The sequence below is a fragment of the Pseudoalteromonas sp. MMG013 genome (assembly GCF_018100885.1).
Classification (GTDB): domain Bacteria; phylum Pseudomonadota; class Gammaproteobacteria; order Enterobacterales; family Alteromonadaceae; genus Pseudoalteromonas; species Pseudoalteromonas aurantia.
This window is the reverse complement of record NZ_JAGJEE010000002.1, coordinates 305790-318733: the sequence shown is the minus strand read 5'-3', so window position 1 is coordinate 318733 and position 12944 is coordinate 305790. Positions and strand designations below refer to the sequence as shown.

Genomic DNA, 12944 nt, shown 5'->3' with positions numbered 1-12944 from the left:
ATGACATATATGTCACCTCTAGGTTTCATTCAGAAAAATTTCGGTGCACTTAACGCTGAGCTTTTAACGGACGCAACAATTTCTTATATAAATATTGCAAGTGGGTTTAAAGGGCTTCTTGCTCCTGCTTCATATGATGATGCAGCCGCTATTACGCTATTACGCTATTACGCTATTACGCTATTACCAATAGAAATATCAAAGGTTAATGGAAATGGTAATTAAGAAAGTCGATTTTATTTTACTAATTAATATAGTTATATGCTTATCAATGCTAATTAATGGGTTTTTTATTAGAGGTGTTGGTGAATTTCGGGAATCAGAGTGGCACTCTGGGAAGATAGGAACAATTAAGTGCAAAAGAGGTCGATTTTCTGAACATTCGATAAAGATGGCTGGCGATTCAGAAAATATTATAATTTTGATTGACGACTTATCTTGTCAAGATTTAAAGAAATTGAGCCAGAATGAAGTTGTTAAGGTTTTGGTTGAGTATGGTTATGGTAATGTGGCGTATAGCCCGAGAATAGAAACTGAAGAACGCAAATTTATTAGTAGAGAAAATAAAGCTCATCTTTCTGATGGGAAGTATCTTAATGGGGTAGAAAGGTTAATATTAATTGGCTTTATTATATACTTTATAACACGGTTCTTTAGGTACTTAAGGGAGACTAAGTTATCTATCTAATACGGTAATCATATAATTTACAGGTCAATTTACGTAGACGTATATGGACAATCCCAGTATGTCAAACAAAATAACTCTGGCGGGGTAGAATAAACTACCTCGTTTTTTCATTTCGTCGCTGCCACTGTTTGACGTTTGACCCATTTGCAATAAAGCGTTGCTCTAACATATATCCGGGCTTAACTGTTATTTCAGGGCCCCTAATGAGCTTCGAGCCCATATACCCTAATTTGAATACACCCAAGCGGTTTATATACCGTGCCTTTGTCGGGTTTTGTATAGGCAGGCTAGGCCTTTTTTCATCTAACTGTAGCGAAGAAGAGCACATGGGACAGGCACATAATTATACGCCCTCCAATTAAACCTAATCAAGTTAACTTAGATAAAAAGAGATGTTGATAAAGCACCTCATTCGATCTACACAATGATAGCCTAGTGACTATTGATTTTTCTTTCACTTTATATAGGGGAACACCCATTTCTTAAAGTGAATGAGCAATTTTATTACTCGCCTTAAAGCCGATTTTTAACCAGAAGCTAAACCAATGAATTGCGTTATTCTCGCTCTATTAATCGCATGATATTTAACTCTGAGCGTTTAATTTCTTTCAATGTTGATATACGATTCATCTCCATAAATATCCATAGTTTTATGGCTATTTGCACCAGTAAGCCCGCTATAAACCAGACCCCCCAAAACACCTGTTCACTAAGTACATCAGTTACGGTGAACCTATACGCCGCATATATAAACCCAATTGAGACCAATAATGCAACGAGTGAACTGACCAGTACCCATCGGCGCATACTGCCTTGGTACACATTTGACAGCATGGTGAACAAGCCTTTATCATCAATAACCTGATCGAGCTGTTGTTGCTCTGCCTCTAAACTTGCTTTTATTTTTTCATCAATATTCATCAATATTCTCCCTCTTAATCTTCGTCACTGGCCAGTTGTGCCAACATGCTACGTGCACGGTGTAATCGTGATTTTACTGTGCCACTGGCGACACCTAACACAATTGCAATGTCACTCATGGTCATTTGTTCAAAATAAAACAAATACACCGTATGGCGGTCAATATCTGGCAGCTTATTGATTAAATTCAATAAATCGTATTCTTGTTCTGGTGCCGTATTTGCCAACAGTTCATCTGTTAATGGTTCAAAGTCGGTTTTTTTACGCACCGCATCAATAAAACGTCGGTATACCACTTTAAATAACCAGGCTTTAAAGGCACTGGGCTCGCGTAAACTTTTAATGTCTTTTGCCACAGTGACCCATGCCTCTTGCGTTACATCTTTTGCGAAGTCCTGCTGCTTTGCAAGCTTCAGCGCAAAACGAAAGCTCGGTTGATATAAGGCATCACACAACTTCGAGAATGCCTGTTTATCACCTGATTGTGCATCAAGTACCTGTAGTGCTATTTCTGTTGAATTCATCCGGTTGATTTCACCTTCTCTATCACCTTTTTCTACAAGGCGTTTAATAAGCACTAAAGGTTCATTCGATGCGCAAAATATTTTCAATTTTCTCTAAGGAATGTGATCTTTGCTGTATAGGCTTAATTCACCTCGCGTGCTTTAAAGCGCGGCACTGCGCTGTTTTACTACCCAGTCAACCTAATCAAAAAGTAACAACAAAGTGCGCACTTTATTTAGTACTGCAGTTAGGACTTGCACTGTGAGCTGCAGCTGTTTGGCATTATTACTGCGTTGTCGCACATGTACGTAGATTAACGTAAACTACACTCACTTTAGCGCGATAAAATCGCCTAACAGCTCACCACAAAATCCCTAAAAGAATCAATTAGTCTTCGGTTTGTGTAGTAAAAAGTACACCGCGGGAAGCACTAATAATGCAAGCACCACAGCACTGAGCATGCCACCGACCATAGGCGCAGCAATGCGACTCATCACTTCAGAGCCCGTGCCACTGCCATATAAAATTGGTAATAAACCTATAATAATGGTTGCTACGGTCATCATTACTGGCCTAACTCGCATGCCGGCCCCTTGTAAAATCGCCTCTATTAATAACACCGAGGTCAATTTTTCATGAGTAGCCAACGCCGCCGTGCGTGCTTGATTAAGATAAACCAGCATGATCACGCCAATTTCTACAGCGACCCCAGCCAAGGCAATGAACCCAACCCCCACCGCAACAGAAAAATTAAATCCTTCTAGATATAACAACCACAGTCCACCAATCATAGCCAATGGTAATGTGCCCATAATAATGTTCACCTCTCGAAAGCGACGAAAATTCAAATACAGCAGCACCACAATAATTGCCAAAGTCAGAGGCAAAACATAGGCAAGCTTCGCTTTTGCGCGTGCCATGTATTCATATTGCCCAGCCCAAGTCACAGAGTACCCAACAGGCAATGCCAATTGCTGATCTAATACTTGTTGCGCATGCTTAACATAGCTGCCGATATCACTGTGTTCAATATCAATAAAAGTCCAACCATTGATGCGCGCATTTTCACTTTTTATTCCAGGTGGCCCACTTTCGATATAAACGTTTGCAACATCACCTAATGCAATTCGCTGCCCAGCTGCGGTCACTAAAGGTAATCGTGCCAATTGTTCTGGCGAGTCACGGTAATCTTGCGGGTAACGCACATTGATCGGGTAACGCTCTTGCCCTTCGATGGTTTGTGCCACGTTCATCCCGCCAATCGCGGTTGTGACAACTTGTTGAATATCCGCAATGTTCAGACCATATCGTGCTGCTTTATGACGATTTATATCGACTTTAATATAACGACCGCCTGCTACGCGTTCTGAATATACCGATGCAGTACCGGCCACAGTTGAAAGAATACGTTCTATGTCTTGTCCGATATCTTGGATCACATCTAAACTTGGCCCCGCAACTTTAAGACCAACTGGTGTTTTTATGCCAGTAGCCAACATGTCGATACGAGTTTTTATTGGCATTACCCAAGCATTCGTCACACCCGGAAACTTAACCAATGTGTCAAGTTCTCGCTTAAGTGACTCTGTGCTCACGCCATCACGCCATTCACTTCGAGGTTTTAGTTTTATAAAGGTCTCGATCATCGTGAGTGGCGCAGGATCAGTGGCAGTTTCTGCTCTGCCCACCTTGCCAAACACCAGCTCTACCTCTGGTACTGTGCGGATCAGCTTATCCGTTTGCTGGAGTAACTCTCGAGCTTTACCAATTGAAATACCTGGGTACGTGGTAGGCATATACATCAAGTCGCCCTCATCCAATGGGGGTATAAATTCACTGCCAATTTTATTTATCGGGTAAAAACCTATAACAGTGATAACCGTTGCAACAGCGAGCGTTACTTTTGGCCACGTTAATACTTTTTTCAAAATCGGCATATACGCCGCAACTAATACCCTATTTACGGGGTTTTTCCGCTCTGATATCACTTTCCCACGAATAAAGTACCCCATGAGCACGGGGATCAAAGTAACCGCTAAGCCTGCAGACGCAGCCATCGCGTAGGTTTTGGTATATGCCAGTGGCGCAAACATTCTCCCTTCTTGTGCCTCTAAAATAAACACTGGTAAGAAGCTTACAGTGATGATCAATAAACTAAAAAATAATGCAGGGCCGACTTCTGAGGCCGCTTTGCTCACAACTTGCCAGCGGTTTTCATCTGTTAATGGTGTTTTTTCCATATGCTTGTGCATATTTTCAATCATCACTATCGCGCCGTCGGTCATCGCGCCTATGGCGATGGCAATACCCCCTAACGACATAATATTGGCGTTTATCCCTTGGCTATACATCACCATAAATGAGATAAGAATACCCATAGGTAAACTGATCACCGCCACAATTGACGAGCGTATATGAAACAAAAAAACCACACATACTAATGCCACCACCGCCAATTCTTCGAGTAACTTAGACCAGAGGTTTTCTACAGCCTGCTCAATTAATATAGAACGGTCATAAACGGTCACAATTTCGACCCCTTCAGGTAAGCCCTGAGCCAGTTGCGCTAATTTCGCTTTTACACCCGTAATGGTCTGCTGGGCATTTTCACCAAAACGCATTACCACGACTCCGCCTACAACTTCACCTTCTCCGTTAAGCTCTGCAATACCGCGGCGAGTTTGTGGCCCTAGGTTAATATGTGCAACATCCCCAATGCGCAGAGCCGTGCCTTGGCTATTTAAACCCAGTGGAATCGCCGCAATATCAGCAACACTCTTAATATATCCCGTTGCAGTTACCATATATTCGGCTTCCGCCATTTCAACCACTGATGCGCCTGTTTCTTGGTTGCCACGTGAAATCGCCAGTTGCACTTGTGCCAGCGATACACCATATGCACGTAACTTATCAGGGTCGACCTGAACCTGATATTGCTTGACCATGCCACCAATCGCTGCCACTTCAGATACGCCAGAGACCGCTTGTAATTCATATTTTAAAAACCAATCTTGTAGACTGCGCAATTGGCTAATATCGTGCTGCCCAGTTTTATCAACCAGTGAATACATATACACCCAACCAACCCCTGTTGCATCAGGCCCCAACTGTGACTGAGCATTCGCAGGTAGCGTGGGCGCTACTTGACTTAAATACTCCAACACGCGACTTCTAGCCCAATATAAGTCTGTATCATCATCGAAGATGATGTATACATAGGAGTCTCCAAAAAAAGAAAAACCGCGCACCGTTTTAGCGCCAGGCACAGATAACATCGCGGTGGTGAGTGGAAAAGTAACTTGATCTTGCACCACTTGAGGTGATTGACCCGGATAACTGGTTTTAACAATAACTTGTACATCCGATAAATCAGGGAGTGCATCAACTGGCGTATTTTTAATCGCAAACACCCCAGCCACGGCCATAATGATACATAACATTAGGACAAACAGTCGGTTTTTTACCGACCAATAAATCACTGACTCAATCATGCTGCATCCCTTCCATGGTATTCATACCATTTTTTTCATCGCCACGCTCTGTGGCATCTAAATGAGTAAACGCAACCACAATTAAGTCATCTCGCACCTCAAAGGTAAAAGTGATATTTTGTTCAAGTTCAAGTAAGGTAATGTCTACATCATCCGCCAATACAAAATCCATTGTCGCTGCATCGCGTTGCCACTTTGCGATAGGCCCACGACTAATGTTGATCACGCGTGTTACGGTATCAATGGTATTCACTCGCCCTGTAACCGTCGCACTTTGTACTTGTGCGTTCTCCGTTACTGGTGAAAAGTGCGTGATTTTATATTCACTGTTATGATTTTTCTCAATTTCGAATACATACTGCTTACCTTCATCAAGCTGTACTATGTCTACCGCTGTACTCACGGTGAAATCCATCACCATTGGTGGCCAGCGCCATGCTTCAATTGCACCATGATCCAATGTCAGTTGTTGCTTTTTGGTATCTATTGATAGCACTTTAGCCTGCACCGATACGGTGTTATTAACATCATCATGATGCATACGCATAAAGTCGGAATTTTTACTCGACTCAGAATCAATTAAGAAATGTGCCGAGGTAACCACTTCATCCCCCTCAACTAATCCATCTATAATTTGAATAAAATCATGTTTGACACTGCCTACTGTAACCACTACCGATTTAAACTTACCGTCACCTAAGGCTAAAACCACCCTATCTTGTTTCCCCGTGCGTATCACAGCTTCTTTGGGCACGTGTAACTGGGCTTGCTGAGGCTTGGTTGCAATACTCACTTGTGCAAACATATTTGGCTTTAGCTGTTGTTGCGGATTATCAAACCTCAAACGCACTCTCAAAGTACGTGTCGTGGCATTTAAGCTTGGGTAAATGTAATCAACTTTTCCTCCCCATTGCTTATTGGGCAAATAGTCCAATGTCATGGTGACTGGTAACCCTAATTCAATAAACGCAGTGTCACGTTCAAAGACTTCTGCTTCAACCCAAACTTGATCTAGCGTTGCCACGCTCATTAACGTCGTACCTGGCTGTACATAAAACCCTTCACGGATTTTCAATACATCAACAACGCCCGATTGTGATGCGTAAAAAGTGATTGACTGACGTATTTTCTGACGTTTTTTAAGTCTCTCTATAAACTCATCTGATAATTGTAATGCCCTTAACCTATCGGCTGCGGCACTCATCAAGGTCTGGTTATTGCGTTTTAATGCAATAAGATACTCTTCTTGCGCGTTCACTAACTGAGGAGAATAAAGCGTATAAAGCGGCTGCCCTTGAGACACCTTATCGCCAGCCGATTTAACATAAAGCGTTTCAATCCAGCCCTCAACTCGCGGATGTATATGCACCATGCTGTCTTCGTCATATTGTACGTACCCAACTGTTTCAATTTGTTGCTGCCATGCTTTTCGTTGTACTGGTGCCGTGCGCACCCCTAAATTATTAATAACTGAGGGATCAATCATCACAGTGCCAGGGCTTACACTTTCTTGATTTCCCTCATTTGCATACACAGGTACTAAGTCCATCCCCATCGGAGAAAGCCCCGGTTTATCACGGCGATAATTGTCATCCATTGGCGCCACCCAATATAAAGGTTGTGGTTCAGAATTGTTTACGCTCGCATCTAAATACGTGCTTGACGCAATCCAGTTCACAGTCGAATAAGTGAATCCAGCACCTAAAAAAATCCCAACGATGAAGGTTACTTTACTGTTCATTCGATACTCCTGTCGCATCATCCGTTGAGGCAGAATTTCCTGCCAAATAATAATTAATTCGTGTTAGGGTTTTTAGTTTTTCAACGTGAATATTAAGGGTCGCTATGCGTGCATTCAGCTCTGTAATTTTTGCTTGTACAGCGGTATTAAAATCACCGTCATCATTATTGTAAGCACTCAAAGCGGCCTCAGACTGTTGGTGACTTTGCTCAAGTATGGTGGTTTTGTATAATTTCAGCCGTTTTTGTAGCTGCCTGAACGCTTGCTGCTCGGTTGCAAGCCCAGCGCCTAACTCTTTTAGTGTTAAAAGTTGTGCAGTTTTCAATGCTTCGGTACGGTATTGCGCACTCAGCACCTCTTTATCTTGTTTATTTTCAGTAAATAACGGTAAATCAAAACTGACCCCAACCGACAGTAAATCATGTCGTTTCAACCCTGAGGGGTGATAGCCACGGTAACCGTAGCTGGCATTTACACCCCATTGCGGTTGGTATTTTTGCTGAAACAGGGATACGGTTTGCTTAGCTGATTCAATCTGTTTACTTTGCGCTAAATAAGTCGGATGATGCATTAAACGTGTGATTGTATTGTCACTAAATCGCGTGAGCGTCTTAATAGATGCCATTGCTGATAAAAATAAAGCATCTGTTGGTAACGCTTTAGAAATTTCAAATGCGTCACTACGGGTGTGCAATTGCCACGTATTTAATGAGGCATCAAACTCGGGCAACCAATTTAATAACTTGGCTTTTTGAGTTACTAAGCGTTGCTGTTCAACGGCCAAACGATCTTGTAATTGAGCCAATTCTAATTGCGCGCGGATCACATCATGTTGACGTGTTTTACCCAGCGCTGAGGCATAATTTGCTTCACTAATTTCAACAAGTTGCTCAAATAAGTGTGCGTCTTTAGAAATTAACTCAATGGTCATCTTCGCGGCATAGGCATCTAGCCATAATTCGCTCACTGCCATTGCGACTTTTGCTTGGCGTTCTGCACGTAAAATGGGTTGCTGCTGCGCTTCAAGCGTCAAAATATGCTGCTTAATCCGCAATGAGTCGCCACGAGGGATTGCTTGTGACATTGAGATTTTCAACTGACTCATATTGTCTTGGTTAAATGCTAAGTCATTGCTTGGCAAATTATTGATTGACATAGCAACCTTGGGATCTTGCCACGTACCTGCAGCAATTTGCTGGGCGCTTATTGCTGCTTGCGTGTGTTTATTTTGCACTCGCCACAAATCATTATTTTGTGCTTGTGTAATTGCCATAGAAAGCGTTAATTCAGGCGTAGAGCCTGCTAACAATTGAGATGATGAGCCGAGCATCAATAATACATAAAATAACTTAAACATTTTCATGCGCTTACTCCCATAAATGGTGATAACACATAAAAATCGTCCATTAATACGTTTAAAACAGGGGTCATAATTTGCCTATTAGTACCTTGACTCATCATTGAATATCGCTGACTTCAAGTCTGCGCAAAGCCATGGCAAGGTATATAAAATCAACTATCGCAATACATTAAGGTGTATGTACGAGTAACGTAAACGACTTAAAAATCATTTAATTAAAGAGATTTTGGACGGACTTGTCCTAGGTTAAGCAACTATGGGGGGCTTAAATAAACTCTGTATTGGGGAATCAATAAACGCCATTAAGGCAAAACGTGGTTGGGTATATGTTGCAACATGAAATAAAAGCTTACTATTAAAAAGCGCTAAAGCAAAAGGCACACAGCCACTGGGTGGACAACTGCACTGTGTTTTACAACAGTCTGATTCATCTGCCATATCCATCATGTGCGACATGTCGTTATGCGCCATCTTATCTGAGCGCATATCTTCGACATGACTGTGATGAGCGCTACTTTGATACACACTGGTTTTATGAGAGTCATGTAGATGAGCACCGTTTGTCATGTGTTGCATCATCATTTTACATGGCAGATCAGCAGCCGCAAAGCTTTGGCCCATAACGGCAAAAAGCAACGCAACCATAACCAAACTGTGTAAATATCGTGCCATTAACATCACAAACCAAAAAGTTTCAACAGTGTAAGGCTAAGGGATGCAATCACGTTTTGCAAGTAAGTTAAGTTATTACATCCCAATACGCGCCAATGAGTGCTGGTCTAGGTGCTATAGTGATCGTTCATCAACCTTGCTCATTATCAATTTACACACTTTTTGCACAATTCACATTTACGGTTAAGCCCTATCGTGCATTTACCCGCAGGGCAATACTATGATTAATGGCATGTCATCTTTGCATTCACATGATTCTTTTTTTAAAAATGATCAACTAAGCCAAAACCAAAAAAACCACTATCACTGACACGCTTGCTGAATTTGATCCACAAAGCTTGTCCAAAGAAGATGCACAAGCCATTGTGCGTACGTTTTCTGAAGCGGGTATTAAAGCCAATAAACAACTCGGGCAATTAATGACCGATACTGGCTTTAATGCAAAACGGTAGGGGAACTTGCCGATGTAGATAAAGGACAGCGACCACCACCTCTACCAAACCAAAATACGCACGCATCAATTGACTTGAGTACAGTCACTGAGCAATTTGCTGAGTTAGTGTCTGAAGCTAGCAACTCTGAACCTCAATATGCGACTCTAAGCCAAGACAATAAGGATGCTATTTATGCCCAACTCGTTGATGAGTTAGGTCTTGAAGCTGGGCAATCACTTATTGATGTAAAAGTATAGTGTTCTGTATTTATTCTATCACATTAGATTTTTATTAAGGTACAGCCAACAACACAGATGTTGCCCTATTGCGGTACCTCATTATATTTTCTATAAACCAGTAAACTAATCCGCCTTTTTAATATAAACAGCGTTACGTAAATAAGCGAACGTTATTGGATGGATTACATCCATATTAACTTCCATTTTTATAAAATCTGGCGTTTCAACTTGATTGACGGTAAATCCAGTAAAAGGCTTACTTAAGTTTAGAGGTACGCATTTTGGCTCTTCCAGTACAGCGTCGTTTTCATGATCATAATATTTAAAGCCGTAAGCTTCGTTAAGTATTACTGGTTTAGACCCATTATTTAAAACGTATAGTGCACCTTTGTCTGAAATGCCTGCTAATACAGTTCCTAACCCCCGCAGAATTGATGCCCCTCTTTCAATAATTGCATTTTTGCAATTGTCATCAGCGTAATCTACCCCACTAAGGTTTATGAAATCACCACTAATATTAAAAATTAAGCCATCCTTTTCCACTACCGCTTTCGTATGTATACCACCACCAAAGGAAAGGACTCTCCCTAATAGCCCATAATCCTCCATATAAATTTCATATTCGTTATTCTCAAGCTTACTTATGGCCTCTATATTTTTTGCTACGGTATTATCCAGTTCTGCAAAGTTTTTATCGAGTACCTCTTTATTTTTTGTAACGGCGTTTTCCAGTACTTCAAAATTTTTATTAAATGATTCAGCCGTAGCAACATCGCCAGCTTTAAACTCAATCAGTTCTTATGCAACTGTGCCAAAACTGCTGAGTAATACTAAAGAGTATGTTATTTTTTTTAAGTTCATGATTACCCTAATCGTGCTTCATTGAATTTGCTTTTCCCAAAAATCATCTTTGAGTTGTCTTCATCTTTTTCACCATTTTGAGTGGTTTCGGTATCTGTAGCATCCAGTCTAACCTCATTATGTGAGCTTGATTCTGAACCACCTCCGCACGCAGTCAAAAAAATAATAGAACGGCTAAGTTCAACATTCTCATGTATATTCCTTTTTTATTTAGAAGTAATGGATGGTAGTTGCTAATAAATCTATTTCCTTACCTATTATAAAAACTACGCAAGAATAGTAACCGAATATCACTATGTATTTCATATAGATACAAGCAATATGGATAAAGTTATAAAAAGCGGAGTGCAATGCAGGTAATGCTGAATATGTTCACAGAATAAAAAACGTACATTCATAGCAATGTAATAGTCGTAATTCAGATTTCACACTCTAAAATATCAATGTGTTATGGGATGGTAAGCATGATATTAGGCAAGTCACAGTGCGCCATTTTCTTTACAACGCCAGCCAATACCAAATAATCTCCTTTAGAATACAGTTCTCGATAGCCGATAATTAATACTGAATATCAAAACCATTCCGAAGCTTTCCTAAATTAATAGTTCAATCTAAATTGTGCCACTAATTAGTATGCTACCTGCTTCAAAACACTAAACAAAAATAACTGCTTTTGGTATTCATTCTACCCTGTGCACTCATGCAAAAACTCGCTATAATACGCCTTTACTATCCTATAGACAGGTCAACATGACAACTTTCGCAAAGCTCGGGCTTAACCCGACCCTTCAAGCAAATATAAAACGCCTTGGTTACACTACACCGACTGAAATTCAAGAAAAGTCTATTGGCGCCGTGCTATCAGGGGCTGATACTTATGCGATTGCACCAACTGGTACTGGTAAAACTGCAGCTTATTTGTTGCCAACTTTACAAGAGCTGAGTCAAGTTGATAATAGCGATAAACAAGTTCGACCTTTACGCGCGCTATTTTTAGTACCAACACGTGAACTAGCACTGCAGGTAGAAGCATCTATTGCCGAATTCGATACTGACCTTAAATTAAGAACCATCAGTGTATTTGGTGGCGTGCGCATCACATCGCAAACAAAACGTTTCAAACGTGGTACCGACATCCTAGTCGCAACACCAAAGCGCCTCGTCGATTTGTTAAAAGAAGGCGTATTTTCACTGTCTGAAGTACAACACTTTGTGATGGACGAGGCTGACCGCCTCGTCAGCATGGGCATTGTTAAAGAACTCAGAACCATCATGGAAGCTTTACCAGCAAAAAGACAACTCGTGATCTTTTCTGCAACAGACTCCAATGCACTGGCTAAATACAGCGAAACACATCAGCAACATACAAAAAAGATCACCGCGAGCAAAACTCAGCCAGCTGTAAACAAAATATTGCACACCATGTATAAGTGCCAACGTGATCACAAATCAGAAAACCTCATGACTTTACTGAAAATGCTCAATTGCGATAAAGCACTGATTTTTACCCGCACAAAACACGATGTAAACAATTTAGTCGCGCAGCTATCTGAGCAAGGCTTCAGTTGCCATGGCATTCATAATGAGATCCCTCAGAAAAAACGCCAACAAAGCCTCACCGAATTTAAAAATGGCGATTGTAAATTGCTTGTGGCAACCGATATTGCTTCTCGTGGTATAGACATTGATCAGCTTTATTATGTGATCAATTATGACTTGCCAGTCAACAGCAATGATTATATTCATCGTGCCGGACGCACAGCACGAACCACACCGATTGTAGATCCTACGCAAGAAGCGATTGAAGAAAAAATTGCGAAACAAAAGCTTTCTGTCGAAGTCGCATCAACAGAAATGTTTGGAATTGTCGATGCGCCTGACTTAAAGAGTAAACACATCCATGGCCATGTATTTTCATTTGTCAGCCCTGAGCAGGAGCGCTTGGTGCCTTTGATTGAAAAAGTGGTAGGCAAAGAAATTAAACTAGATGCAATGCCTTGGCGCTAACCGTCTATCCCGCTATTTGAGCATTA

11 protein-coding genes are annotated in these 12944 nt (G+C 41.2%); 4 read left to right on the top strand and 7 right to left on the bottom strand.

Annotated features, from left to right (window positions below; translation table 11 throughout):
* Together J8L98_RS03400 and J8L98_RS03395 are read left to right on the top strand one after the other, a co-directional pair.
* Entirely contained in the window at nucleotides 1-225 is a 225-nt protein-coding gene (locus tag J8L98_RS03400) for a hypothetical protein (protein WP_210995291.1), read from the top strand.
* Complete coding sequence (locus tag J8L98_RS03395) at nucleotides 215-688, top strand: hypothetical protein (protein WP_210995290.1); 474 nt, start codon at nucleotides 215-217, stop codon at nucleotides 686-688. Before J8L98_RS03400 ends, J8L98_RS03395 begins: the two co-directional genes overlap by 11 nt.
* A gap of 555 nt (nucleotides 689-1243) precedes the next feature.
* Here the strand turns inward: J8L98_RS03395 and J8L98_RS03390 are convergent.
* The 6 genes from J8L98_RS03390 to J8L98_RS03365 all read right to left on the bottom strand — a co-directional run bounded on the left by J8L98_RS03390 (nucleotide 1244) and on the right by J8L98_RS03365 (nucleotide 9377).
* Nucleotides 1244-1609: a DUF6768 family protein gene (locus J8L98_RS03390; protein ID WP_210995289.1), complete on the bottom strand. Its 366-nt coding sequence runs from the start codon at nucleotides 1607-1609 to the stop codon at nucleotides 1244-1246.
* 14 nt (nucleotides 1610-1623) lie between these two features.
* A complete protein-coding gene (locus tag J8L98_RS03385) occupies nucleotides 1624-2187 on the bottom strand; it encodes a sigma-70 family RNA polymerase sigma factor (protein WP_348771884.1) in 564 nt (187 codons plus the stop codon).
* 309 nt (nucleotides 2188-2496) lie between these two features.
* Entirely contained in the window at nucleotides 2497-5604 is a 3108-nt protein-coding gene (locus J8L98_RS03380) for a CusA/CzcA family heavy metal efflux RND transporter (protein WP_210995288.1), read from the bottom strand.
* Nucleotides 5597-7345 carry an efflux RND transporter periplasmic adaptor subunit gene (locus J8L98_RS03375; protein ID WP_210995287.1) on the bottom strand — a complete coding sequence of 583 codons (1749 nt, stop codon included), beginning with the start codon at nucleotides 7343-7345 and terminating at the stop codon, nucleotides 5597-5599. The genes J8L98_RS03380 and J8L98_RS03375 overlap by 8 nt, the downstream gene beginning before the upstream one ends.
* A complete protein-coding gene (locus tag J8L98_RS03370) occupies nucleotides 7335-8708 on the bottom strand; it encodes a TolC family protein (protein WP_210995286.1) in 1374 nt (457 codons plus the stop codon). The genes J8L98_RS03375 and J8L98_RS03370 overlap by 11 nt, the downstream gene beginning before the upstream one ends.
* A gap of 243 nt (nucleotides 8709-8951) precedes the next feature.
* On the bottom strand, nucleotides 8952-9377 hold the full coding sequence (locus tag J8L98_RS03365) for a hypothetical protein (RefSeq protein WP_210995285.1): 426 nt from the start codon (nucleotides 9375-9377) through the stop codon (nucleotides 8952-8954).
* Nucleotides 9378-9903: 526 nt separating this feature from the next.
* Here J8L98_RS03365 and J8L98_RS03360 point away from each other — a divergent pair.
* On the top strand, nucleotides 9904-10068 hold the full coding sequence (locus tag J8L98_RS03360; protein WP_210995284.1) for a hypothetical protein: 165 nt from the start codon (nucleotides 9904-9906) through the stop codon (nucleotides 10066-10068).
* A 105-nt stretch (nucleotides 10069-10173) separates the two neighbouring features.
* Here the strand turns inward: J8L98_RS03360 and J8L98_RS03355 are convergent, their stop codons facing one another.
* Nucleotides 10174-10659 carry a hypothetical protein gene (locus J8L98_RS03355; RefSeq protein ID WP_210995283.1) on the bottom strand — a complete coding sequence of 162 codons (486 nt, stop codon included), beginning with the start codon at nucleotides 10657-10659 and terminating at the stop codon, nucleotides 10174-10176.
* A gap of 1002 nt (nucleotides 10660-11661) precedes the next feature.
* Between J8L98_RS03355 and J8L98_RS03350 the strand changes: the two genes are divergently transcribed.
* Nucleotides 11662-12918, top strand: a complete 1257-nt coding sequence (locus J8L98_RS03350) for a DEAD/DEAH box helicase (protein ID WP_210995282.1) — start codon at nucleotides 11662-11664, stop codon at nucleotides 12916-12918.
* The last annotated feature ends 26 nt before the right edge of the window (nucleotides 12919-12944 follow it).

Bases quoted from the DNA above. Each gene is read 5' to 3' on its own strand.
- J8L98_RS03350 (WP_210995282.1), top strand. From the start codon at position 11,662: ATGACAACTTTCGCAAAGCTCGGGCTTAACCCGACCCTTCAAGCAAAT.
- J8L98_RS03380 (WP_210995288.1), bottom strand. From the start codon at position 5,604: ATGATTGAGTCAGTGATTTATTGGTCGGTAAAAAACCGACTGTTTGTC.
- J8L98_RS03355 (WP_210995283.1), bottom strand. From the start codon at position 10,659: ATGGAGGATTATGGGCTATTAGGGAGAGTCCTTTCCTTTGGTGGTGGT.
- J8L98_RS03370 (WP_210995286.1), bottom strand. From the start codon at position 8,708: ATGAAAATGTTTAAGTTATTTTATGTATTATTGATGCTCGGCTCATCA.
- J8L98_RS03395 (WP_210995290.1), top strand. From the start codon at position 215: ATGGTAATTAAGAAAGTCGATTTTATTTTACTAATTAATATAGTTATA.
- J8L98_RS03365 (WP_210995285.1), bottom strand. From the start codon at position 9,377: ATGGCACGATATTTACACAGTTTGGTTATGGTTGCGTTGCTTTTTGCC.
- J8L98_RS03375 (WP_210995287.1), bottom strand. From the start codon at position 7,345: ATGAACAGTAAAGTAACCTTCATCGTTGGGATTTTTTTAGGTGCTGGA.
- J8L98_RS03400 (WP_210995291.1), top strand. From the start codon at position 1: ATGACATATATGTCACCTCTAGGTTTCATTCAGAAAAATTTCGGTGCA.
- J8L98_RS03390 (WP_210995289.1), bottom strand. From the start codon at position 1,609: ATGAATATTGATGAAAAAATAAAAGCAAGTTTAGAGGCAGAGCAACAA.